We start from the raw sequence: 22,625 nt of genomic DNA, 5'->3' as shown, positions 1-22,625 counted from the left end.
TCCGACCCGTTCAGGAGCCCGTAATGCCGTCCCGACAGGAAGCGCCTGTGAAGAAGATCGTCGTCGCGTTCGTGCCCGACGCGTTGCCGGACCCGCTGAGGCGGCTGGTGCGCCAGGACGTGCTGGAGCGCTGGCTGTCGGCCGACCGTTCCCTCCACACCCCTCACGTCGTCGCCGTCGAGGCCGCCGATGGTCAGGACTGGGCCGCCGCGGCCCTGGTGACGGCCCGTCCGCACACGGCCTATCTGAAGATCGTCGATGCCGTGGGCGACGTACCGGCAGTCCTTGAGGCCGTGGTCGACCACGCACGTGGGAGGGAACTCGCCCAGGTCTCGTGGGAAGGCTGGACAGCGAGCCCCGAGGACGCCGCTGCCGCGGGCTTCGCCCCGTTGCGTCCTCCGCTCGCCCTGTCGGAGGGGGCGCCAGGGCCCGCCACCGGCTACATCCGCCGGCTGCACGACGGCGCGGTGACCGAACCTCCGTACTACGGGCAGACCACGCACTTCACCTGTGGTGCCGTCACCGCCCTGGTCGCGCAGGCGCACGCGGGTGTGATGCCCGGCGAGGAGTTCGACCGCCGGGCCGAGCTGTCCCTGTGGCGCGAGGCGACCAACTTCCTCGCGTGTGAACCCGTAGGCCTCGGCGTCGCGGTGCACCGCCGGTGGCCGTCGTCCCCCGTCACCGTCCACCTCGACACGGACCACCCGGTACTGATCGACCATCTCCCCGCAGGCGAACAGGAATGGCGGGCGGTCCTCCAGAGCGCATCGCGTACGGAGGCGGAACGAATCGGTGTGCCGATCGACCCGAACCCCCTCTCCAGCACAGCGATCCGGGAGGCGATCGGCCGACAGGAGAGCGTCCTGCTCCTGGTCTCGCTCGCCGCCATGCAGGGATTCGACGTACCGCACTGGGTGCTCTGCCACGGTGTCACGCCCGACGCCATCGTGATCGAGGACCCGTGGGCCAACGCGGCGACGGGCGACACCTGGGTCGACGCCCATCTGCTGCCGGTGCCCGACCCCTCGCTCGTCACGATGTCGGCCGTCTCGGGGGACCGCGTGCACGGCGCGGTGATCATCGGCGGCGCGTAGTACTTCGGCACCGCCGCAGGCGGACGGGCCGGGAGGGGAGCCCGGGAACCCTGGACGTGTACGGACCACGCCGGCGGACTCGTGGCTCCACAGACCGTGACCGCGTCAGGCGGTGTCCGCTGCGGTGATGCCGTCGGGACGCCCGGACGGCCACTCGACCGACTCGATCCGGTCACCGTCCGGGGCCATGAGCCACGATGCGCGCGTGGGGGTGGGGTCGGGCTCGCGGACGTGCGCCGCGCTCAGCGGCGTACCGCCGAGATGAGGCCGCCGCGTCTCGGCGGCTGCTCCTCGGGCGTCGCGACCGGTCGTCCGTACGCCGCGGCGCGGTCACGCAGGGTGTACGCGCGAGCGTCCCACCCGAGACCGTCCAGCCAGGCCACCGGGTCCGACGGCATCTCGGAGAGCCACATCGACGCCGGGGTGCCGGTGTCCTGGGCGAAGCGTTCGAGGACTCCGGGTTGTCCCAGTGTCAGGCCCATCCGGCTGCCGCTCGCGGACAGCTCTCCCACCTGCCCGAGGAGGCGGTCGACCGCGTCCTGGGGCAGGTAGATCAGCAGGCCCTCAGCGATCCACACCGTGGGCAGCGCCGGATCGTGGCCGGAAGCGGACAGGGCACCGGGCCAGTCGTCCCGCAGATCGACGGGGACGGCGATCCGCTCGCAGTGGGGCTCGGCCCGCTCGGCCCGGAGCACCGACTCCTTGAAGTCCAGCGGTTCCGCCGTGTCGATCTCGAACAGGCGGGTTCCCGGGGGCCAGTCGAGTCGATAGGCCCGGCTGTCCATGCCGGCGCCCAGCAGGACCACCTGGCGACAGCCCGCCGCGACCGCGTCGCCCAGCAGCTCGTCGAGGAAGCGGGTGCGGACCACGATCGAGAGCCCGACCCCGGCCCAACGCCGCCGGGCCGCTTCGTCCACGGGCGCGTGCAACGGTTCCCCGTCGACCGGCAGGCCACCGGCGACCGCGAACGCCTCCGCGAGCGGGTCCAGGAACAAGGGATTCTCGCGCCGGGTCTCGCGGGCCCGGACCCGAGCGACCCCGACGGCCGTGGCCCAGACCCCGGAGGGCTTCGCTGTCATAACTCTCTCCTCGCCGACGAGAGGCGGATTCCGGCTCGGCTCCGGGGAGCGCCGAGCCCGACTCCGGAGGAGGGAACGGACTGTACTACTCGACCCTGAGGACAGCCCGCGCGGCCCGGACGCCGAGTGCCGATCAGCAGCCGTCGACATCATCCTGGATGGCCCCTTCGGGTGATCCACTTCGGATCGGGTGTCGTGCGCGGCGCAGAAACGTTGTCCCGGCGTGGAATCACGTGAACTTTGGGAACGCAACAGCCTTCTTGCCGAGGCGTTTTGCAGGAGAGATGACCGGGTGCGCGAGGCGCAGGCGGTGATGGACGAAGCCGTGGCCAGCCGGACAAGGACACTCGCCGCGTTTGCGATCACCGTCGGCAGCGACGCGGCGGTGGCGGACTTGATGGGACTCAACGAGCGTGAGGTACGGGTCGCCCGGCGGACGGTCGGGAAGGAGGACGCCCGGATCGTCGCCGACCAACTGCTCAGCTCCTCTGCGGAAACGTCTCCTCAGCCCCCGGAGACGGCTCCGGTCCCACTGCCGGCCGCGATGCCCGCGCAGCCCACGGTGCCCGTCACCCCCTCCGCCCCCAGGGATGAGCGCCCGCCGGAAACGGCCAAGGCGCAGATGCCTCACCCCCGGCCGGAATCGGCACCACCGAGCCGTCCGCCTCTGACCGAACAGGCATCGACGTCTGCGAAGGTGGTCTGGACGGCGGGAATGGACTCCGTTCTGCTGTGGAGCTGGGAATCCGGTCTGGATCTCCGGACCGTCGCTGAGGAACTCGGCCTCAGTTCCAAGGACTTGCTCCTCCGTGCTCAACGGCTCGCGGCGGAGGGGCGGCTGGCACCCAAGGCTCCCGCGTACGACGTGAGCCAGTCCGGCCGTCACCGTCGGCACGACACCATGTCGTATCCCGTGGTTCCGGACAGTCCGGAGACCCTCTACATGTCCTCAAGTCCGTACACCTGACCCGCGAGGAGGCTGTGGCGGGCAGCCAGCGGCAGATGAGCGCTGCCTTGTGCGTGTGCGGCCGCGGAGCGGTGGCCGGAGGAGCGGGGGACTACTTCAGCTCACGGCCCGACCGGGCCTCACGGGCTCAGGGCGCGACGATCGCGGACGTCGCTCCGGCGGGCGGAGACGCCGGGGGAGCCCGGAGAGGCGGGCGATGTCACCGACGGCATCGCCCGCCTCGCGAAGCGCTCACCGCCATCACGCCGAGACGTCCTCGCCGTAGGAAGCCCTTCGAGCCCCGGAACGGACGGTGCCTCCCGCAGGGACCGTGGTGGGGCAGGTCAACCCCGCACATGCCCCACCACGGCCCGCACCGCCTGTTCGACGGCGCGCACAGCCTGCTCGGTGTGGTCGATCGTCTCGAAGCCGTGGCGGCCGAGCGGTACGTCGATGACCTCGACCTCGGCGTCGCACTCCTTGGCGACGGCCAGGAACTCCTCGACCGTCACCGCGATCTCCGCACGGTCCAGCTCTGCCCGGGTCAGCACGATCGGCAGGCGCCCGGCGGCACGCACCGCGTCCACCGGCCGGAACCGGGGATCCACGCGCCCCCAGTTCGACGGCGGCGCGAGGACCGGATAGGTCGCCGCCACGCACCGTAGCCACGGCGGAGACGCGGCGAGCCAGTCCGACGACAGCAGGCCGCCCGCGGAGAAGAACCAGATCGCCACACGGCTCTCGTCGACGCGCGGATCGGCGCGTACGAGGTCGATGGCCTCGTTCACGTCCTCCGCGGCCTGCCGGAAGTCGCCGAGATCGTTGAGGCGGTGGTCCAGGGTCACACCGACCACCCCCATGCCCGCGACGAGCCGGCCGTAGCCGACGAAGGCCGGCCAGTCCCGCGGCGTCGGCCGCACGTCGGGGTGGACCGGACCGCCATGGACGAACACCACCGCCGGCCACCCGGAGCCGTCTGCGGGAAGAGCGTCGGGAAGGTGGAGATCGACCCGGCCCACCCGTTCGCGGGGCCGCTCCGGCACGTCCATCAGGAACGGGCGAAGATGCGACGGCTGTTCGCTCCCGGCCGCGGCCACCCGGTGCCCTTCTCCCGCGGCGGCCCGGAGCAGTACCTCCGCCACATCGTCGGCGCGGGACAGCATCGGCCAGTGCCCGGTGTCGAGTTCGAGGAAACTCACCCGCGGATCGGTGAGCATCCGAAAGCGGGGAACTCCGAGGCCCACCAGACCTTCCACCATGGTGATGCTGGAGCTGTTGGCGGTGCAGAGAACACCGGTCACCGGCAGTTCGAAGACCGCCCCCGACAGGCGGAGCGGCTGAGTCAGCGTGCGCGCCGGCTGTGCGACGGCCCGGTCCGCCAGTCGACTCAGCTCGACCGGTGAGAGCCCTTCGAGGCTGCCCCAGTGGTGCCACTCGTCGAGCGGGGGAGGCGAGAGACGCCACTCGCCCCCGTCGGCGCCCGCCGGGCCTGACAGCCGCTCACGCATGGCCGGTTCAGGCACCAGGGCCAGAGCCCGGTCCCCGTCCTGGGGCAAGCCCGCGTCCATGGAGACGATCCGCGCGATCCGTTCCGGACGCAGATCGGCGGCACCGAGCACCGGATACATGCCGTAGCAGTGACCGACCATCACCACCTCGGCCGCTTCCACCTGGTCGATCAGCCGCAGCAGATCGCGAACATGGGTCTCCAGGTCCGTCCCGGACGCCGCCGGGGGAGCCTGCCCACCCATGCCGGTGAGCGTCACCGGATACACGTCCGCCCCCGACTCCCGCAGCCGAGCGGCCACGTCCTGCCAGATCCAGCCGCCGGTGTGGGCGCCCGCCACCAGGATGAATGCCGTCATCATCGTCTCCTCGCACGCGTCGGTCCGCGCGGAGCGGGCCGTACCGCCGCTCCGTGCTCGCCGGTACCGTAGGAACTCCCCCTGAGGGAGGTTCAAGTCGTGTCGCCCGACCGCAGCATGTGGAGCATCGGAGAGCTCGCCGAGCGCGCGGGCGTCACCGTCAAGACCGTTCGCTTCTACTCGGACCGCGGTCTGCTGCCCGAAGGGATCCGCAGTACCGGGGGCCACCGCCGGTACGGTCCCGACGCGCTCGACCGCCTGCGACTGATCCGCTCCCTGCGCACGCTCGACCTGCCGGTTCCCCAGGTGAGCCGGATTCTCGACGAGGAGGACTCCCTCGAGGACGTCGTCGCCGGCAAGCTGCGCGAGATCGGCTCGCGGCTGACTGCGCTGCGCTGGCAGGAAGCCGCTCTCGAACTGCTCCAGGACTGCGCCCCCGAGGAACGCGCGGAGCGACTGCGGCTCATCGGTGCCGTCGCCGTCCCGCCCGACACAGCGCCCCTCGCGCGCTTCTGGCGACGCTGGCTGCCACCGCGGCTCCCGCCCCGGCTGGCCTCCGCCATCGTCGACCAGGCGGTTCCCCAGCTCCCCGACGCCCCGACGCCCACCCAGGTACTGGCCTTCACCCGGCTGCACGCCTTCGTCACGGCGCCCTGTTCGGGCACCGGCCAGGGCCAGCCCGCCGCGCACGGCCCCGACGGAGGGCGCCCGGCCGTGCTGTACGACGGTCTCCGCGAGGCCTATGCCCTGGCCGCGCGGCAGTTGCGGGCGCAGCGGTCGCCCCACGAGGGTGAGGCCCTCGACTGCTTCGTCTCCGCCTACGCACACTCACGCGGTACGCGGGACACTCCCGACTTCCGCCACCGGCTGAGCGGGGTCCTCGCCGCGGACCCCCGCATCGATCACTACTGGAATCTCACCGCCGAACTCACCGGCCCGTCGGAACCGACCCCCGGCGTCACCCACGACTGGCTCTGCTCGGCACTGGACAACCAGACGAGCCAGGCGGCGAGTTGAAGAGGGTGGGGCAAGGCGAGTCGGGGCGCCGAACGGCCTCCGCTTCTGCTTTCTCGCTGTCGGACACATGGGCCCTCGCCCGTGGGCTGGGACTCGCTTGTCGCGACGATCACATAGCTGGTGCCAGCGGTCCGTCAGGACGTGACCGACATCGGGAGGGTGCCCCCCACACCACATCCTGCCGGGCGATACCCCCGACAGAAATCCGTCAGGCTCCGGCTTGGGCTACTGGCGGGGCCTCTGCGTGCGCTGTCTCGGTCACCGTGGCTCGCTCCAGTCTTCGGAGGAGCTGCCAGATGACCACGACCGAGAGGGCGGCGGCGCAGACGTCGACAGCGTCGCCGATCATGATCTGGCGCAACGCGTGACGAGCCTCGTCGGCGGTCGCTGCGTCCTTCAGTCCCTTGGGACCATCGCCATATACGCTCCCGCCGGCGGCGAGCATGGACAGCCACCATGCCGTGAGCAGGGGATGCCCGCGACGACGATGTTCCTGCGGCCTGCCGGCGGCCCACAGGTCGTTGACGAACATCTTGGGGACGAAGAGCTGCGCCACAGGTACGACCCAGCCGAAGACGAGCCACGCCCGACGCCGCCGCTGACCCTCCGGCCAGAGCGCATCGGCGACGTCCCGCATGGTGGCGAGCCAGATGCTGAACTGGAACAGGGCTGCGAGGAACAGGCCTGTCCGCCAGCCCATCAGATTCCTGAAATACGTGTCGGCCTCGACCAGCGGGTTGTCGGCGTAGGGTCCTGTCACCGTCGGGCCGGCAAGCAACTGGTACTTGTGCCACGCCGCGACACCGGCGGCGACCGTCACCACCGCGAACGCGCCGATCGTGGCAGAGGTGAACCGCGCCTGCCCCCGCGGCAATCCGACCGATTCGCCCACAGCACGCTCCCCCGGGAAACCGCCTGTTCGGAGTTTCCGCAGGCCGGCAGCGGATCATAACCCTCGGGGAACCCCCGGTCACAGAGGGGAACACCTCACGATCGAGCACCGACGAGCACGACGGTGAGCCGTTGCCGTCGGAGGGAAGGGCCAGTGCGTTTCCTACTGCGGGGACGCAAGTGCTCGCTTCACAGGGGAGGGACCGCGTTCCGGTACTCCCGATCGCACCGGTCCGCGGATCGGTCGGTCTGACCTGGCTCCGTGACGCAGCAAGTGATTACGGTGGTGCTGATGTGCGGTCTTCCAGGAGTAGGCGACACCACCTACGCGATGCGCCTGGTGGGACGCTGTTTCGCCCGGCTGTCGATCGACGAGGTTGTCTGGCAACGACTTGGGCAGCGCGATGCCGGCCTGGTCCTGGGACCTGAGGCGTTCGACCGGCTCAAGGAAGAGGCCCGTAGCGAGCAGCGGTCGTACTGATGCTGGCATGGATGCATGCCGGAACGATCCGGCCGGCCGGTCAGGCAGGGCGAAGGTGCAGACCCGGCGCAGTGAGTCCGCGAAGCGGCGGCCGGGTTCAGTTCGGACCGCGATGGGCGGCCCACAGCACTCCGGCGCGGCCGGCGGCGTCGGCGATCAGTTCCGCCAGTTCGGGCTGGGTGGGGACCGGGAACGAGACGTATGCGCCCCGACCGCCGGCGACAGGACGGCCATAGGCCTTCGCGGCGAGGTGACCGTCGGGGAGGAGCCGCACGTTGAGCGTCGTCAGCGTGTACGTCTCACCGCGACGGGTGTCCGTCCAGCGAAGGGCCTCCGGGATCATGACGTTGATCGCCAGAGCGCTGATTTCCAGATCGCTGCTCATGCACGGATGATCTCACGCGAGCAGCCGCGGGCGGCCGTCCCCGGGGCGGCGAATCGGGCTCAACTCGGTCTGCGGAGGCACCCTTTGTACACTCCGGACGCACAGGCTCCCCGACGGCCGCACTTGGCGTACGGGGCGCGAGAACGGTCGGGGAACTCGGGAACCCGCACTTGACCGCCGTGCTGTGCTCACCACTCAGTACATTTGTCCGGTCCACCGTGCGACACCCGTACTGCCGTAGACGTGCCTCGTGACACTGCACCGGGCCGCCCGCTCTCCGTACGCTCATGGCATGTTCAAATCTCACAGGCCGGCAGACGGCGATGCCTGGGAAGGCACTGTCGAAGACAAGACGCGAGGCATGCTCGACGGCGCCAACATGTACCACTTCGTCAAGATCCGACGTGCCGTGGACGGACAGTTGGTCAAGGTGCGCATCGACCGTGGACTCTGGAAGTCGATCGCGGTGGGTGACCGCATCGTCAAGGAGCCGGGCCGCCACCCGGTCAAGGCGTAGCCCCAGGCCCCGGGCTCGCGTTCCTCCGGGTGTTGTGGGCAGTTCGAAGGGCAGCGCGACCATCGTCCCGGCTGCCGACGGAGGGCCGCGAGCCTGCTGGTGGTCTGTCACTGTCCGTGTTGTCTGCCGGAGACCGTGGCTCATCGTGTCCTCCCGGCGCTCGTCGATCGCGCGCGGTGGGCGAAGCGGCGCCGCGCGCGGAAGTCCGAGCGGGATGTCATCTGCGCCGGCACTCAGACCACCCGCAGCGTCCCGAGGCCTGTCAACGCGGTATCTCTCGCCGCTCCTGACCGCTGGTCACGCCCGGAATTGTGGCTTCCATCACGGCAGATGTGATCTTGTTCTGGTGTGATCGCCGGATGCTCGGTTTTCTCATCCGTCGCCTGCCGTTCTGGGTCCGCGAGCCCTTGCTCATCGCGGTGGGGTCGGTTTTCGGCGTGCGCATCATGTATCTCGCCTTCAGTGATCACGACCGGGTCGCGGCCGGTATCGGCCTCGTGTTCATCGTGTTCACCGCCATACGTGTCTACGTGGTGATCCGGGCCCTGCGCGCACGTCGGCACCCGGGCCAGGCAGCCTCCGGCGCTGCGGTGGCCGGCGATGCTGCCGCCCAAGCTCAGCCTCAGCCCCTGCCCCGACCCCAGCCACTGCAGCAGCCCCAACCTCAGCCGCAGCACGCGCACGCGCTTCAGCCTGAGACCGGAAGTGGTGGGCCGCCTGCCAGGCCACGCGCCCCGGAGCAGAAGCACAACGCATGGGGGCAGGCCTTCGCGGCGGTGGCCGTGTTCGGGGCCATCGGAGCCGTCCTTTGGCTGTCACCGCGTTTCGTACCGTCCGAGAACAACAAGCCCCAGGCCCCGTCGTGTTCGGACGAGACCGACGAAAAGCTTCCCAAGGCTTACAAGGGCTCACCTCGGCCGGTGACAGGCGAAGAGCTGTGCAACGCGCTGTACCGGAGGGACCTGGCCACGCTTCTCGGAACGCCTGGAGAGACCGCGACCACGGTTTCCGGAACGAACAACACCGCTCCTCTGACGGACGAGAAGATCGCCCAACCGGAGGCCGAGGTCAAGTTCGACACGTACACCGTGCAGGTCTCGGCCACGTACGACGAACTGTCCACCGACCAGTACGTGAAGTTGATGAAGTTCGGCAACGAGCAGAACATCAGGACACTCAAGGTGCTCGGCCGCCCCGCGGTCCTCGCCTCGGACTACACCATGAAGTTCGAGATCAACCTCGGGGGCAGTGGCGGAACCGGCGGACCGGTCGAACAGGGGCCTTTGGCAAGGACGTTGTCGGTGGCGCTGGACCGTCATGACCGAGGTGGCCTCTGCGACATCACGGTGTGGAGCACATCCGGAGCCCTCCCGAACGACAGCGTTCTCCTCGACATCGCCGAGAAGGTTCTCCCGAAGATCCCGGAACGAACTGCGCGCTGATGCGGGCTGGGGACGGCGACCGCGGCGGCGTCGGCCGGGACGAACTCCAGGGAATGGCGGTCGCGGCGCTCCGTGGCCGGCCGCCCTCCTGACATCCAACGGGGTGTGTGTCCCAGCGGGGCAGCATCATGCGGCCTGCATGGTGACGGACCCGGCCACCGCATGGGTGCGGGCGGTTCGGCGGAGTGATCCGGCCGGACCGCCCGCTCCCTCACGGGTCTGCGGCGTCAGCCCAGGCCGAGCACGCTCATCGTGCGCTCGGCCATGCGCTGCTCGCCGAGGGCGTTGGGGTGGACCGGCACGATGTTCTGCCCGAACAGCAGCGGCTCGATCCACCGGGTGCCGACCGGCTTGCACGCGTCGTGCCCCTCGGACGCCGCCGAGAAGTCCACGTAGGTGGCTCCGGTCTCCTGTGCCGCGCGCTGGATGGCGGAGTTGAGGTGCGCCTGTATGGAGCGCATGTAGGGGACGTCGCCGGCGGCGATCGGAAGCTTCAGGAAGCAGGACGCGTCGGCGGTGGCCGGGGTGATCCAGGGATAGCCGAGGGCGGCGACACGGGCGCCCGGTGCCTTGGCCCGAATGTCCTGCAGGGCCTTCTTGAGCGCGGGGTAGGTGTTCGCCTCGATCTGGTCGTCGAAGGTACTGCCGTTCTTGTCCTTGCAGGGGCTGCCCTTGCCGCCGCTCAGGATGCCCGCGGTGCCACAGGCCGTGACGGCGTTGATGAACGTGTTGTTGTCGTTGCCTCCCATCGTGAACGTCACCAGGTCGGTGCCGGCGCTCAGCGCGTCCAACTGCGGCGCCACCCCCGGGTACTGAGACGCGGTGAAGTCCTTGGTCTGGGCCGCTCCGCACGTCACGTCCTTGAGCCGTGCGCCGGTCCGGGCGGCCAGGACGTGCGGGTAGTTCGCGGTGGACCGCAGGCACAGCAGGTTGCTGGTGTCGATGGGCAGGACGCCCGACCCGGCGCTGTAGCTGTCGCCGAGGGCGACGTAGTCCACGGGCTCCGCGGCATGTGCCGCCGTGCCGGTGAGGCCGGAGGCCAGCAAACCGGCCGTCATTGACGCGAGCATGACATTACGAAAGGTGGGCATGTGCTCTCTCTTCTCAGCAGAGTGCGGGTGAGGGTCCCGGCCGCAGCGATACGGTCGGCTTCCACGAGAAATGAGGCGGCTCGAGCAGGCAGCGATGGGGCTCCCGTCGGTGCGCACCGACGGGAGGGGGCCACGAGCGGGGTTACCGCTTGGTACTACCGATAGGTAATGTGAGGCCTCGTCGCCCCGGGGTCAACAAAGTTGACAGTAGATTTTTGAACCGCCGGGCAACACACGGCCGGCAGCTGCCTCACGGCGGCCCCGCACGGGCCGGGCGTGCGGGCGGCCATCGGGAGGAACTCAGTGCAGGGCAAACCCGCGACGAGTACACGGCAGGCCATCCATGAGGCGGGAAGCGCCTTGTTCCGGCAGCAGGGGTACGCCAAGACGACCGTCCGACAGATCGCGGCGGCGGCCGGCAGTGACCCGGCGCTGGTCATCCGCCACTTCAAGAGCAAGGAACTGCTGTTCCTGGAGACGATGCAGCTCACCATCGACGACGAACCGCTGCTCGGCGCGCCGCTGGAACGCCTGGGTGAACGGCTCATCGACCTCGTCATCGGTATCGACGGCGGCGCCCGCGGCGTCTTTCTCGCCCTCGTCCACGGCAGCAATGAACCCGAGATCCACAAGCGTCTGACGGACACGCACGAGAACGTCTTCATCGAACCCCTGCGTCGTCGCCTGAGCGGACCCGACGCCGACATCCGCGCACGCCTCGCCGCCTCCGTGGCGGCGGGACTCCTGTACTCGCTGTGGATCGCCCGGGACGAAACCCTCCTCGCCACTGACCGCGCCACCCTCGTCGCCCGCTACGGCGCACTCGTCCAGCACGTCCTGACCCCGGGGGCGTAGGCGCGCCGCTCGCCATCACGTGACGCGCTGCGGGGGTGGGCGAGAGTGCGCTGATGGCGACGACGAGGTGACGCCGAAGGTGATGTGCTTGAGGTGTCGACTTGAACAGAAAATCGAACATATGCACTAATGGAGCGATGGAGAGCGCGACCTTCCCCCATGACCTGGTGCACCTGCAAGCCGCTTGGAACAGCACCTACGACGCCCTCGCGGCGCCGTGCCCGAGCACCGAGAACACGGCCCTACGCCGGCGCCTGATCAGGTTGTCGACACGCCTGTGGTGGCACCCGTACTGGTCCGGCCCCGGCCGTGGGCCCGCGGCGCGTCAGGAGTTGCGTACCAGGGGCCGCGCCTCGGAGGGCCTACCGGTGAACCGGGAGACTACGCACCTGACCGAGCGGGAGCAGTGAATCCTGCGCCGCATCCGACGCCAGGCCCGGGTGACCAGCCTCCGTGGGAACGGAGCCGGACGCGCGCGCCTCAACCGCGCGAAGAGGACGACGGCACCTCGCGGCGGACGAGCGACCTCGCGAAAGGGTCGCCGCTGCGCCGGGCGTACGTCATGCGCTCGCGGACCTCGCTCAGCGTGCGCGGGCGATATCCGGGCCCGCCGCAGCAGCTCTTGTGGAAACGGACGCCGGCGTGCAGCAGCACGGACAGGGTGCACCAGGCAGCGGTGTCCCGACGCCGGGGCGCGGCGAACGCCGAACCCACGTGGACAAGCGGCCGCGTGCAGCGCGGGCAGATCCGCTGCCTGTCCCTGTCGTAAGGCTGCTTGTAGGAGGCCCGGCAGGGCAGACAGACATACGAAGTCTTCGCGTGGGCCATGTCAGCAGGTTAGGCGCCGTCCAAGCGGAACTCGACGGGATTTCCGCACGGTGAGCGTCAGCAGTTCGACCCGCTGGACGTCCCCGCTCGGCGACCCCCTCCGTCCGTCATCAGCTCGCTTCCAGCTCATGGTCGAACCAGATCCGGTGCGTGCCGTCGGCGTCGACGGCCATGCCTCCGGTACCGCGGATCCCGGCGAGTTCTCCGGTGCCGCTCGCGGGCACGACGGTGAAGAACTCCGCGGTCCTGTCGCTCCCCGTCGTGGTCGCCGAGTGCACGAAGTTGAAGGTGCCGGTCCGGCCGAGCAGCGAGCCCTCGAAGGACTCCATGGCCACGTAGGTACCCACGCCGGTCGCCTGGTCGAACGCGGCCGTGAACAGGGTCGCGGAACGCCCGGCGACCTCGCCCGCGAAGTGCTTCTCCATCGTTGCGACACCCACCGGAAGGGCAGTGGACACAGGGGGGTTCGGTTGCAGCTCTGTCGGGACGAACGCCTTGACGGTGAAGGTTCCTGAAGCTCTCATGCCGCGACCGTATCGGTCCGGTCCGACATCGGGCCTTCGACGCGGAGGCCCGGTCGCAGCGGTCCCGGCGTCACCTGAACCCCTTCCTTCACCACTGCCGTGCCTGCCCGTGCGCCGGACGCTCACGACCTCGATGACAGCGTCCCGCCCGACCGCACCGTGTCGTCCTCCCTCTGCTGCTGACGTTGCGCACGCTGCTGGACGAGTTCCTCGACCGCGCTGGGCATGGTCGTGTCGAAGTCGATCAGCTTCGCCCACGTCGGCGTCATCACGATGCGGACCATGCCGTCGTAGAGCGAGCGGACCTCGGCCTCCCACGCGACACGCTGCTCGGCCGTCATTCCGTAGGAACCGTTCATCTCCAGGTACTCCTCCGGAATCCCCTCGACCTCGTCGAGCTCGACCGTGCCGCGGACCAGCAGGATCGTGGGCGGATGCACCTCGGTGTCGATGGTGATGGCGACGGCCGGATTCTGACGGAGCGAGGCCAGCTTCGGGGCGTTCTTCGACGTGCACATCACGGCCTGCTTCCCGTTCCAGGCGAACGCGATCGGGATGCTGCGCGGTGTCCCGTCCTCCGCCACGTAGGCCAGACGGCAGATGTCGCGAGCCAGCATCTCCTGGCTCAGCGGGCGGTCGAGGATCTCGGAGATCTTTTCGTTCGTCATGGGGGGGGGCTCCAGGGGGTCGGGCGATCACGGTGGTCGCTTCTACTCCTGGGACGGAGCGGTCGCGTCGTTCTCGACATCCCCGCCGAACTTTTCCGGCGCCGGGACGTACGAGCCTTCATGACCGGATCTGCGCCCCGTCGTTCCACATCCCCCGACTCCATATCGCTGCCGTGCCTGGCAATGAGACCGCCGTGAGCGAGATCAGTGAGCACGGACGGCGCCGACCAGAAGCCCATCGCGACCGCAGGCATACCTAATTCCTTGCTCTACGTCTGGCTCGACTGTGGCGTAGTCGTGTGGCGGAAGTTCACGCGTCCCGGTGCGAGGACGTTGCCGACGGGCCGATGGATGCACGGCCGGGGGAGGGGAGGGGGTCAGGCGAGGATCGGGATGAGACCCAGTGCGAAGACCACGTAGAAGCCGGCCGCGACCGTGAGGCGCGCGGGGGTGAGCCTGTGGCCTCGCATCGTCATCAGGAGATAGACGATCGCCGCCATGGTGATCAGCCCGGACCACAGCAGCGCCGCGTCGAAATCCCAGCGCGTGAACAGCAGACCGAGTCCGGAAGGAACGGTGGCCTGGATCATCATGGCGCCGGAGATGTTCGCCAGCGCGAGCTGCGTCTTGCCCTGGCGCACCCAGATCACCGCGTTCATGATTTCCGGGAGCTCCGTCGCGACCGGAGACAGCAGGAGCGCGGTCACGGCTGCGGACAGCCCCAACATCGGTCCGATCGCGTCCAGTTGTTTCACGAACAGCTGTGAAGCGAAGAAGATGACCACCAGAGTCAGGGCGGTCTGCGCAGCCACGGCCCAGGTGCTCGGCGAAGCGGCCTTCGGCTGGAATTTGAGCGGCTCCAGGTCCGGACCCTCGTCCTCGTCGTCGTCACCGCCGCGGATCTCCCGCCAGAAGTAGACGGCGTAGGCAGCGAAGAAGAGCAGACCCAACACCGGCTTGAACGCGAAGGCGACCAGCCCGAGAGCCACCTTCACGGCGAAGATCGGCAAGAACCACTTCTGGTCCTTCGCCAGCCGCTTCATGTCCGCGGCGCTGCCGAGTGCTTCCTCGTTCCGCGCCCCGGCGGGAGTAGCGCCGGGACCGGCGGCGATGCGCTCCCTGCGGCGTTTGAGCATCAGCATCGCCCCGGTCACGCCGTAGGCGATCGTGGACAGTGCCAGTGGGCCGCCCATCGCCGCGCCGACGCCGATGTCCTTGGCCTCGTCGGTCGCGCCGGTCGTCACGGCGACGAGAGTGACCACGGACTCCGGCAGTGCGGTCCCGAAGGCGGCGAGGATCGTGCCGACCGCCATCTTCCCGACGTTCAGCCGTTCACCCAGCCACTCCACGGCGTTGACGAACCATTCGCAGGAGAGGTAGATCGCGACCGCGCAGACGATCAGCAGGACGAAATGGATCACAGGGATCGCTCAGCCTTCCCGTGCCGGCGGGAGTACCGAGAACCACCGCGAAGAGGGACGGCGGCTGCTTCGACCCCGCCGTCACGCTTGCACGGTGCAGACGAGGGGCCGAGGAGCTCGCACGCCCGTATCTTCACCCGGCACGAGCCCGGGCCACGGGAACCGAAAGCCGTCCGTGTGTCGCCGAGGCTGTGCCGGTCGCTACCCGTCCGGGAGCCGTCGGGTCAGCCTCCGGGTGAGCCCCGTCCGCAGCTCACCGCGCGTCCACGGTCGCGAAGGTTTCACGCCGATCCGGCGGCGTGCGGACTGCTCGGGCCGGTCCGTTCAGGCGGGATAGTGCCCGCTCGCGAGGTCTTCGAGAAGGCTCGGGTGGGTGGGCTGCCAGTCGAACTTCTCGCGGGTGGTGACACTGGAGGACGGCTGGTCCAGGGCGAAGATGCTGCCGAGGAATCCGAAGCTCTCCGCCGGTACGGCCTCGACGGGCAGGCCGAGGCGGCGTCCGATGATCTCGGCCATGGAGAGCATGGTGTCCCCCTCGTCGGCGACCGCGTGCGCGATCGTGCCGGGTGCGCCGTTCTCCAGAACCAGGCGGAAGAGCCGGGCCGCGTCGAGGCGGTGCACCGCCGGCCAGCGCTGGGTGCCGTCGCCGACGAAGCCGGACACTCCGGTTCGCTGGGCGGTCGCGACGAGGAAGGACGCGAATCCGAAGCGGCCGTCCGCCGCATGGACGGAGCGGGGGAGGCGGACGGTCGCGGAGTGCACACCCTCCTGCGCCAGGTCGAGCACCGCCTGGGCGTTACGGCCGCGACCGCCCATGGGCCCGTCGACGGCCATCGGGTCGTCCTCGGTCGAGGTGCGGCCGGGAACGAACGGGGTGCCGGACGCGACGACGAACGGCTTGCCGCTGCCCTTGAGCGCGGAGCCGAACGTCTCGATGGCGACGGTCTCCTCGGTGATGGACTTCTGGATGTTCGTGAAGTCGTTGTTGAAGGCGAGGTGGATGACGCCGTCGGCCTGTTCGGCGCCGGCGCGCAGGCTGTCGGGGTCCGTGAGGTCGCCGCGCAGGGCGATGGCGCCGGCGGCCGTGACGGCCTCGGCCGAGGCATCGGAACGGACCAGGGCGACAACCTCGTGGCCCCCGGACAGAAGCTCGGGAAGTACCGCGGAGCCGATTCCGCCACTGGCGCCGGTGAGGAGGACACGCATGAGAGATCTCCACATCTGATGGGACGTTGGTCTCATCACTGTACAGGGTGATGCGACCAACGTCCCATTGGTAAGATCGCGGCATGCCTCGATGGGAACCCGACGCGCGCGAACGCTTTGTCACTGCCGCACTCCAGCTCTTCTCCGAGCAGGGCTACGACAACACGACCGTCGTCGAGATCGCCCAGCGCGCCGGGCTCACCAAGAGCACCTTCCACCGGCACTTCCCGGACAAGCGGGATGTCCTCGCCGCAGGCCAGGAGACGCTGTCGCGACTCCTGGCAGAGGGCATCGCCGCGGCGCCGCCTCAGGCCACTCCGCTCTCCGCGGTCGCCTCGGGGCTGGAGCGGGCGGCCGGAGCGATGACGTCGTTCAACCGCGAGCTCGCTCCCCGCCTCCACGCCGTCATCGCGACCAGCGCCGAACTCCAGGAGCGCGACCAGCTCAAGCAGGTCGGCGTCGCCGCCGCCATGGCGGACGCGTTGCGTGCCCGGGGCGTACCGGACCTGGTGGCAGCGCTGGGCGCCGAGGTCGGCATGCTCGCCTTCAAGGAAGCGTTCGCCGCGTGGGTCGTCCCCGACAACGAGCGGGGACTCGGTGAACTGTCCCGTACGGCACTGGACCGGCTCCGCGCGTCATTCGCCGAACTCGGCTGACTCCGACTCCGGTCCTGACTGCGCCTCCGGTCCTTCGGCGGAGCGCGGCGGGCGCTGTGCCCGGGAGTCCGCGAAGCGCTGTGTGACGGGTTCCGCGGCCGAACCGGGCGGACGTCCGGTGTCGTGCGGTCCATGCTGGGGTTCGTCCGTCGACTGCCTGACTGCCTGACTGCCCGACTGCCCGACTGTGCCAATGGCCGCGTGGAGAGCGGTGGTTGGTCGGGTCGTCAGTGCAGCGGAGCTGCCGCGGAACGCGCCTGCACAATACCTTCCACGCCGCGCAAGAAGGTCTCGACGATCAGTTCCGCGTCGAAGAGGCAACCGGCCGCCATGGCGCCGTCTCGCAGCATGACGAAGTGCCGGCCCGCCGCCTCGGCAGGTGTGTCGCCGACCTGTGCCAGCAAGCCCGTGACGGTGTCGAGGAACCACTGCCGGTGCGCGAGAACGGCCTGGTGGATCGGGTGCGCGGGGTCGGGGTACTCGGCCACGGCGTTGAGGAAGGCGCAGCCGCGGAAGCCTTCCGACAGAATGCCTTCGGCGATGGAGCGGCTGACGGCGCGCACCTTGTCGTCCGCGGACGGGCTGCTCTCCGCGGCGGCTGAAATCTGGGCCCGGATGTCGCGGTCGGCCTGGTCGAGATAGGCGAGGACGAGATCCTCCTTGCCCGCGAAGTGCCGGTACAGCGTGGCCCGGGTGACGTGCGCTTCCTCGATGATCCGGTCGATGCCGACGGAGTGGATCCCCTCCGTGTAGAAGATCCTGATGGCCGTGCCGAGCAGCCTCGACCGGGCCTCGGACGTGCCGCCAGCTTTCGTGCTCCGACTCATGGCTCCCAGCGTACCCAATCGTGAGGGAGAACGTTCGGTCTTGACAGGGTCGGCGTTTCTTCCAACCATGGAAAGAGACCGAACGTTCTCCCTCGTAGGGAATGCGGCCGTGTCGTGGTCGGTGACGCCCGCCCGTGGGCGACGGCGCCGCGCGCTCGACTCGGCCCGTTCCGCGCCCCGCCCGAGGGCCATTACTCACAGAAGCCGGACCCGCCATGGACACCCTCGTCGACACCCAAGCCGCTCCCGCCGACGTCACCGTCGCCCTGCGCAGGCTGTACCTGCTGCGCTTCGCCTTCGCCGCCGTCTGGGCGGGCCTGTTGTTCACCGCGGCCGACAGTCTGGGGCCGCTCAGCGTCGCGCTCCTGGTGCTCTACCCCCTCTTCGACGCGGCCTGCGCAGTCGCCGACCTGCGGTCGGCCCGCGCCGACACGGGCGCGGTGAGGAGGCTGTACGTGAATCTTGCGCTCAGTGTTCTGGCCGGCATCGGCCTCGCCGTCGCCACCACTTCCGGTATCGAGGCCGTCCTGCGGGTCTGGGGAATCTGGGCCGTCACCGCCGGCGTCACCCAGGTCGCCGTAGGTCTCGTCCGGCGCCGACTGGGTGGGCAGTGGGCGATGATCGCGAGCGGCAGCATCTCCACCCTCGCCGGTGCGTCTTTCGTGGCCCAGGCGGGCAAGGGCGATGCCACGCTCACCAACCTCGCCGGCTATGCCGTGCTCGGCGGAATCTTCTTCCTCGTCTCCGCCGTCCGCCTCAAGACCGTCAGTCGGAAGGCCTGAGCGGAACGGGTGAAGCCTGTCGAACTCCGAGCCCTCGCCGCCGGGTTGGTGGCGAGGGCATGCGCCTGGCCCTGCCCGACCTGAGCGGGTCGGGCCGACAGCCCATCCGCGTTGCCGACTTCAGGGCGTGGCGGGTCGGCCGGTCGCCCGTCCTGCGGTCTCGTGCGGCCGCCGTGAAGGGCCCGTTCCGTGGGCTCGGCGCCGTCCGGATCGGCGGCGTGTCACTCGCCGGCCCTCACTGCGGTTCTCCGCCTCGGGTTCCGCGGAGGGTGCGACTGCGTCCCCTGAATTCGGCGATGACTTCCTCGCCGCGACGGACGGTCACGTCGTAGATGCCGCTGCGGCCGAAGCGGGTGCGCTCCGACGCCGTGGCCGACAGGACGTCGCCCTCGTGCGCGGGGGCGATGAAGTCGATGTCGGCGGCCGCGGCGACCGTCACGGGTCCGTGGCTGTTGCAGGCGCACGCGAAAGGGTGTCGGCGAAGAGGAACAGGTACCCACCGTGGGCGGTGCCGTGGCCGTTGACCATGGCGGGGGACACGGTCATCCGGACCGTGGCCGTTCCTTCGCCGTGCCGCACCAGCTCGATGCCGAGCCTTCGTGACGCCTCGTCGGCGGTGAACATCGCCTCGACCGGGCTGGGTGCCGAGCCTGGCACGTGGGTCGTCATCTCCACCCCTCGCCTACCGACCGAACATTCGGTCTCCGAACGACCTCAACAACCTAGGCCGACAAGGCCGGTGCCTGTCAAGAGGCGCAGGGTGGGGCGGGGAACCCTGGAGGGTGTCCAGTGGCGCGGGGTCGCTTTCTACTCGACTTCGTCGCCCGTGCAGGTGAAGTCGTCCGGTGACGTCCGCAGCTTGCCGAGGGCTTTGCGCAAGGTGCCGCGTTCGCGTTCCGAGAGGTGTGCGAAGAGCTCACCCTCCACCGTGTCGAGCGCGGCGTCCGCCTTCTTGAGGCGCTCGGCCCCCTCGGGCGTGATCTCCACGATGTGGCGGCGGCGGTCCACCGGGTCGCGGCGACGGCGTGCGAGGTCGTCGCCCTCCAGATCGTTGAGGAGGGAAACGAGGACGCTCGGGTCGACCTGGAGAGCCTCGGTGAGCGCCTTCTGGGTCACCGGTCCGTCGGCGAGCCGCATGAGCGTCATCGCATGCCGGGGGGTGAGTCCGGCCAGCCCCAGGGCGCGACGCATCAGCGTCTCCGTGATGCCGCCGTGGTAGGCGAGCAGGAAGCCGAGTCGGTCGGGCGAACTGTCCGGGGGCCCCGCGTCCTTTGCTGCCATTTCGTCATCGTATCAGCGGGTCGATGATGGATCAGCGTCAATCGTTGATGTGGTTCAATGATTGCACTACTCCCATGGTCCAGTCGCATCAACTCCGGAGGACTCATGTTCCTTGCGTACGCCGTCGTCGGAATCCTGCTCGCCGTGGTTCTGGCCGCATCGGCCTTCCTCACCTTCACCAAGAACCCCAAGATCACCGAGAACATGACCAGAGTGGGTGTGCCCGACTCCTGGCTCCCGCGTCTGGCCGCCCTCAAGGCGGCGGGCGCCATCGGCCTGCTGATAGGCCTGGCGGTCCCCCTGATCGGCGCGGCGGCCGCAGTCGGGATCGTCCTCTACTTCATCGGCGCGGTCATCGCGCACATCCGGGCGAAGGACAAGGAGATGGCGCCGGCGATCGTCCTGGCGTCGATCGCCGTGGCCGCGCTGATTCTCAGGGTGCTCTCCGCCTGACGGCTGTCGGGCATGGATGACGGACGGGTACGGGTGGTGGTGTCCTCCCGCCGCACGGGAGCGCCGCCGCCGGGTGTCGCCTATCAGGGCGAACTCCGCGCGGACCGCGCTGAGGAGACGGGGGAGACCGCGTTGTTCCTCCTACCGTTCTGCCATGCGTGACGACTCGCAGTTCCAGGTGACCGAGGTGTCGGCCGCCTATTGGCAGGTGACGTTCGCCAACGGCGACCTCAATCTCTACGACGCCGACAGCGTCGAACAGCTCGCGGATTTGTTGACCCGCATCGAGCAGGCCACCGAACTCACGGTGGTGGTCTTCCGAAGTGCCCATCCCGAGTTCTTCATGGCTCACTGGGACATGCTGTCGGACCAGGCCCGAGTGGCCGGCATGCAACCCGGGCCGACAGGACTGCACCCCTACGCGGACAACCTGGCCCGCCTCAGCCGGGTGCCCGCCATGACGATCGCCGCGATCAACGGGCGTGCCCGGGGTGCGGGCAGCGAGTTCGTCCTGGCCACCGACATGCGCTTCGCCGGCCCGCAGGCCGTACTGGGACAGTTCGAGGTCGGGCTGGGGTCCGTACCCGGCGGCAACCCGATGGGACGACTGGCCCGGCTCGTGGGTCGTGGCCGCGCCATGGAGATTCTCCTCGGCGGCGACGACTTCACCGCCGATCTGGCGGCGGCGTACGGCTACGTCAACCGGGTCCTGCCGGCCGGTGAACTGGAGGGCTTCGTCGACACGTTCGCCCGCCGTATCGCCGGCTTCGACAAGGTGGCGGTGGCGGGGATCAAAGCGCTCGTCGATGCCGCTGTGCCGATCCCCGACGAGGAGTCCGCCGCCAGCCTCGCGGCCTTCTTCCGGACCTCGGGCCGCCCCGAGAACGCCGACCGGGTGCGCCGGCTGTTCGATCTCGGGCTTCAGCGTCCGGACGGCGTCGAACTGGATCTGGGTCGACAGATCGCCGAGTCGACATAATCGCTCGGGAGGTTGGACGGGGCACGGGCGCGTGCGCGCTCGTGGGTCGTGCCTTCGACGAACGGGCCCCTGCCGAGAGTTCGGCAGGGGCCCGCGGTGCAGGGCTACGGAGCCGGGTTCCCGCTTCGACGAGCGGTGGGCCCGCCCATGTCGCCTACCGACCGCTGCCGGTGCGACCGCCCGGCCTCACCGCAGATGCCGGGTGAAGAACTGGGCCGCGGCGTCCCCCGCGAACTGCGGAACGCCGGTGTGCCCGCCGAGATCGGCGTGCAGGGACTTGTCCTTGGAAGCGAAGGCGTCGAACAGGTCCAGGGCCGCCTGCCGGTCGTTCCCCTCGTCGTCCCACTGCAGCAGGACGTGCAGGGGAACGGTGACCCGTCGCGCCTCCTCGAACATGGCACGAGGTACGAGACTCCCGGCGAACAGAACAGCGGCCGAGATCCGCGGCTCGACCACCGCCAGTCGGACGCCGATGGAGATCACTCCCCCCGAGTATCCGACCGGACCGCCGACCTCGGGCAGCGAGAGCAGCGCGTCCAGGGCGGCCTGCCATTCCGGGACCGCCTTGTCGACCAGTGGGAGGACGAGAGCGTCGATGATCTCGTCGCCGACCGGCTCACCGGCCTCCATAGCCCGTCGCAGGTCCGCGCGGGCCTGATCGACGGCGGGCCAACGGGGCCGGTCGCCGCTGCCGGGAAGCTCGATGGTGGCCGCGGCGAAACCGTCCGCCGCGGCGTGAAGGGCCCGGCCCACCAACCGCGGGTACATCCTGCGCAGTCCGAGGGGAGGGTGGCCGAGGAGGATCAGCGGCACCGGTTCGGACGCCGATGCCGAAGCGGGCGTCCACAGCAGGCCGGGGATGTCACCAAGGGTGAATTCGCGTTCGAGGACGCCGTCGTCGAGGCGCTGCTCGGAAGTGAAACGCATGGTCGTGCCTTTCGGGAGTGCACTGGAACGGCGCTCCCGGGCGACCTGTCTATCGCCCGACCATGACCCCGGAGAGGAGCACCCATGTCGATACTGCGTTCACGGGTACCACCTCCTCGATCTGTCGCACGGCCTCCGGGAACCTAGCAGCTGCCGCTGCGGCCGGCCAACCGGGTTTCCCCGGAGACTCCGTGGACGGATCCGAGGGAGACACTCCGCAGCACCCCTCGCACCTCCCGTCCTCACGCGGCCGGGCGCCCACCCCGCCCCGACCAGGCTCTCGCTGGGGGCCGACCCTCCGGTCTGCGTGCCGCTTTCACTCCTGCCGATCCACGACGGACCGGTCGAGTACCGAGCGGGAGCTCGGGGAAGGAGGGCGACGACGTCGGGGCGACGAAGGCCGTCCCGAT

25 protein-coding genes and 2 pseudogenes are annotated in these 22,625 nt (G+C 69.6%); 12 read left to right on the top strand and 15 right to left on the bottom strand.

What is annotated here, in order from left to right:
• Nucleotides 1-23: 23 nt before the first annotated feature.
• Nucleotides 24-1,094, top strand: coding sequence for a peptidase C39 family protein (locus tag B0675_RS37095; protein ID WP_081224174.1), 1,071 nt, complete (start codon nucleotides 24-26; stop codon nucleotides 1,092-1,094).
• A gap of 105 nt (nucleotides 1,095-1,199) precedes the next feature.
• Here B0675_RS37095 and B0675_RS42320 read toward each other — a convergent pair.
• Both B0675_RS42320 and B0675_RS37085 read right to left on the bottom strand, forming a co-directional pair.
• A pseudogene (locus B0675_RS42320) lies at nucleotides 1,200-1,298 on the bottom strand (VOC family protein); the annotation flags it as partial.
• Between the two features lie 38 nt (nucleotides 1,299-1,336).
• Nucleotides 1,337-2,173 (bottom strand): class I SAM-dependent methyltransferase, encoded by an 837-nt coding sequence (locus B0675_RS37085; RefSeq protein WP_081224173.1) that lies wholly within the window; start codon nucleotides 2,171-2,173, stop codon nucleotides 1,337-1,339.
• A gap of 223 nt (nucleotides 2,174-2,396) precedes the next feature.
• Between B0675_RS37085 and B0675_RS37080 the strand changes: the two genes are divergently transcribed.
• Nucleotides 2,397-3,140: a hypothetical protein gene (locus B0675_RS37080; protein ID WP_241540137.1), complete on the top strand. Its 744-nt coding sequence runs from the start codon at nucleotides 2,397-2,399 to the stop codon at nucleotides 3,138-3,140.
• 323 nt (nucleotides 3,141-3,463) lie between these two features.
• On the opposite strand, the gene B0675_RS37075 is transcribed toward B0675_RS37080, so the two are convergent.
• A complete protein-coding gene (locus B0675_RS37075; protein WP_081224172.1) occupies nucleotides 3,464-4,984 on the bottom strand; it encodes an alpha/beta fold hydrolase in 1,521 nt (506 codons plus the stop codon).
• Between the two features lie 117 nt (nucleotides 4,985-5,101).
• Here B0675_RS37075 and B0675_RS37070 point away from each other — a divergent pair, with 117 nt between their 5' ends.
• On the top strand, nucleotides 5,102-6,001 hold the full coding sequence (locus B0675_RS37070) for a MerR family transcriptional regulator (RefSeq protein ID WP_081224565.1): 900 nt from the start codon (nucleotides 5,102-5,104) through the stop codon (nucleotides 5,999-6,001).
• 208 nt (nucleotides 6,002-6,209) lie between these two features.
• Here the strand turns inward: B0675_RS37070 and B0675_RS37065 are convergent, their stop codons facing one another.
• A complete protein-coding gene (locus B0675_RS37065; RefSeq protein ID WP_107482972.1) occupies nucleotides 6,210-6,893 on the bottom strand; it encodes a DUF4328 domain-containing protein in 684 nt (227 codons plus the stop codon).
• A 261-nt stretch (nucleotides 6,894-7,154) separates the two neighbouring features.
• Between B0675_RS37065 and B0675_RS37060 the strand changes: the two genes are divergently transcribed.
• Nucleotides 7,155-7,373 carry a hypothetical protein gene (locus tag B0675_RS37060; RefSeq protein ID WP_081224171.1) on the top strand — a complete coding sequence of 73 codons (219 nt, stop codon included), beginning with the start codon at nucleotides 7,155-7,157 and terminating at the stop codon, nucleotides 7,371-7,373.
• Between the two features lie 97 nt (nucleotides 7,374-7,470).
• Here B0675_RS37060 and B0675_RS37055 read toward each other — a convergent pair whose 3' ends face one another.
• Complete coding sequence (locus B0675_RS37055; protein ID WP_081224170.1) at nucleotides 7,471-7,758, bottom strand: hypothetical protein; 288 nt, start codon at nucleotides 7,756-7,758, stop codon at nucleotides 7,471-7,473.
• Between the two features lie 292 nt (nucleotides 7,759-8,050).
• On the opposite strand from B0675_RS37055, the gene B0675_RS41135 reads away from it, so the two are divergent.
• Nucleotides 8,051-8,275 carry a hypothetical protein gene (locus tag B0675_RS41135; RefSeq protein ID WP_143661148.1) on the top strand — a complete coding sequence of 75 codons (225 nt, stop codon included), beginning with the start codon at nucleotides 8,051-8,053 and terminating at the stop codon, nucleotides 8,273-8,275.
• A 359-nt stretch (nucleotides 8,276-8,634) separates the two neighbouring features.
• Nucleotides 8,635-9,717 carry a DUF6215 domain-containing protein gene (locus B0675_RS37050; protein WP_081224169.1) on the top strand — a complete coding sequence of 361 codons (1,083 nt, stop codon included), beginning with the start codon at nucleotides 8,635-8,637 and terminating at the stop codon, nucleotides 9,715-9,717.
• Between the two features lie 227 nt (nucleotides 9,718-9,944).
• Here the strand turns inward: B0675_RS37050 and B0675_RS37045 are convergent, their stop codons facing one another.
• Entirely contained in the window at nucleotides 9,945-10,808 is an 864-nt protein-coding gene (locus B0675_RS37045) for an SGNH/GDSL hydrolase family protein (protein WP_081224168.1), read from the bottom strand.
• A gap of 303 nt (nucleotides 10,809-11,111) precedes the next feature.
• On the opposite strand from B0675_RS37045, the gene B0675_RS37040 reads away from it, so the two are divergent.
• Both B0675_RS37040 and B0675_RS42315 read left to right on the top strand, forming a co-directional pair.
• The gene (locus B0675_RS37040; protein WP_081224167.1) at nucleotides 11,112-11,663 is read left to right on the top strand and encodes a TetR family transcriptional regulator; all 552 of its coding nucleotides are present in this window, start codon (nucleotides 11,112-11,114) and stop codon (nucleotides 11,661-11,663) included.
• A gap of 137 nt (nucleotides 11,664-11,800) precedes the next feature.
• Complete coding sequence (locus B0675_RS42315; protein ID WP_081224166.1) at nucleotides 11,801-12,073, top strand: hypothetical protein; 273 nt, start codon at nucleotides 11,801-11,803, stop codon at nucleotides 12,071-12,073.
• A 70-nt stretch (nucleotides 12,074-12,143) separates the two neighbouring features.
• Here the strand turns inward: B0675_RS42315 and B0675_RS37030 are convergent, their stop codons facing one another.
• The 5 genes from B0675_RS37030 to B0675_RS37010 all read right to left on the bottom strand — a co-directional run bounded on the left by B0675_RS37030 (nucleotide 12,144) and on the right by B0675_RS37010 (nucleotide 16,310).
• Nucleotides 12,144-12,491 (bottom strand): deoxyxylulose-5-phosphate synthase, encoded by a 348-nt coding sequence (locus B0675_RS37030; RefSeq protein ID WP_081224165.1) that lies wholly within the window; start codon nucleotides 12,489-12,491, stop codon nucleotides 12,144-12,146.
• 110 nt (nucleotides 12,492-12,601) lie between these two features.
• Nucleotides 12,602-13,015: a DUF3224 domain-containing protein gene (locus B0675_RS37025; RefSeq protein WP_081224164.1), complete on the bottom strand. Its 414-nt coding sequence runs from the start codon at nucleotides 13,013-13,015 to the stop codon at nucleotides 12,602-12,604.
• Nucleotides 13,016-13,137: 122 nt separating this feature from the next.
• Nucleotides 13,138-13,683: a pyridoxamine 5'-phosphate oxidase family protein gene (locus B0675_RS37020; RefSeq protein WP_081224163.1), complete on the bottom strand. Its 546-nt coding sequence runs from the start codon at nucleotides 13,681-13,683 to the stop codon at nucleotides 13,138-13,140.
• A 377-nt stretch (nucleotides 13,684-14,060) separates the two neighbouring features.
• The gene (locus B0675_RS37015) at nucleotides 14,061-15,104 is read right to left on the bottom strand and encodes a sodium:calcium antiporter (protein WP_081224162.1); all 1,044 of its coding nucleotides are present in this window, start codon (nucleotides 15,102-15,104) and stop codon (nucleotides 14,061-14,063) included.
• Nucleotides 15,105-15,428: 324 nt separating this feature from the next.
• Nucleotides 15,429-16,310, bottom strand: a complete 882-nt coding sequence (locus B0675_RS37010; RefSeq protein ID WP_081224161.1) for an SDR family oxidoreductase — start codon at nucleotides 16,308-16,310, stop codon at nucleotides 15,429-15,431.
• Between the two features lie 83 nt (nucleotides 16,311-16,393).
• Here B0675_RS37010 and B0675_RS37005 point away from each other — a divergent pair, with 83 nt between their 5' ends.
• On the top strand, nucleotides 16,394-16,966 hold the full coding sequence (locus B0675_RS37005; protein ID WP_081224160.1) for a TetR/AcrR family transcriptional regulator: 573 nt from the start codon (nucleotides 16,394-16,396) through the stop codon (nucleotides 16,964-16,966).
• 227 nt (nucleotides 16,967-17,193) lie between these two features.
• On the opposite strand, the gene B0675_RS37000 is transcribed toward B0675_RS37005, so the two are convergent.
• Nucleotides 17,194-17,793, bottom strand: a complete 600-nt coding sequence (locus B0675_RS37000; RefSeq protein WP_081224159.1) for a TetR/AcrR family transcriptional regulator — start codon at nucleotides 17,791-17,793, stop codon at nucleotides 17,194-17,196.
• A gap of 215 nt (nucleotides 17,794-18,008) precedes the next feature.
• On the opposite strand from B0675_RS37000, the gene B0675_RS36995 reads away from it, so the two are divergent.
• A complete protein-coding gene (locus B0675_RS36995) occupies nucleotides 18,009-18,575 on the top strand; it encodes a hypothetical protein (protein WP_081224158.1) in 567 nt (188 codons plus the stop codon).
• Between the two features lie 235 nt (nucleotides 18,576-18,810).
• Here B0675_RS36995 and paaI read toward each other — a convergent pair.
• Both paaI and B0675_RS36985 read right to left on the bottom strand, forming a co-directional pair.
• A pseudogene (gene paaI / locus B0675_RS36990) lies at nucleotides 18,811-19,244 on the bottom strand (hydroxyphenylacetyl-CoA thioesterase PaaI).
• 138 nt (nucleotides 19,245-19,382) lie between these two features.
• Nucleotides 19,383-19,856 (bottom strand): MarR family winged helix-turn-helix transcriptional regulator, encoded by a 474-nt coding sequence (locus tag B0675_RS36985; RefSeq protein WP_081224157.1) that lies wholly within the window; start codon nucleotides 19,854-19,856, stop codon nucleotides 19,383-19,385.
• A 105-nt stretch (nucleotides 19,857-19,961) separates the two neighbouring features.
• Here B0675_RS36985 and B0675_RS36980 point away from each other — a divergent pair, with 105 nt between their 5' ends.
• Both B0675_RS36980 and B0675_RS36975 read left to right on the top strand, forming a co-directional pair.
• Nucleotides 19,962-20,309: a DoxX family protein gene (locus tag B0675_RS36980; RefSeq protein ID WP_081224156.1), complete on the top strand. Its 348-nt coding sequence runs from the start codon at nucleotides 19,962-19,964 to the stop codon at nucleotides 20,307-20,309.
• 154 nt (nucleotides 20,310-20,463) lie between these two features.
• On the top strand, nucleotides 20,464-21,288 hold the full coding sequence (locus B0675_RS36975; RefSeq protein ID WP_081224155.1) for an enoyl-CoA hydratase/isomerase family protein: 825 nt from the start codon (nucleotides 20,464-20,466) through the stop codon (nucleotides 21,286-21,288).
• 186 nt (nucleotides 21,289-21,474) lie between these two features.
• Here the strand turns inward: B0675_RS36975 and B0675_RS36970 are convergent, their stop codons facing one another.
• Nucleotides 21,475-22,215, bottom strand: a complete 741-nt coding sequence (locus B0675_RS36970) for an alpha/beta hydrolase (protein WP_081224154.1) — start codon at nucleotides 22,213-22,215, stop codon at nucleotides 21,475-21,477.
• Between the last annotated feature and the right edge of the window lie 410 nt (nucleotides 22,216-22,625).

Origin of the sequence: Streptomyces sp. M41(2017) (assembly GCF_002078175.1) — a bacterium.
Lineage (GTDB): Bacteria > Actinomycetota > Actinomycetes > Streptomycetales > Streptomycetaceae > Streptomyces.
The sequence above is the reverse complement of the archived record's forward strand: the minus strand, read 5'-3'. Positions and strand labels throughout refer to the sequence as shown.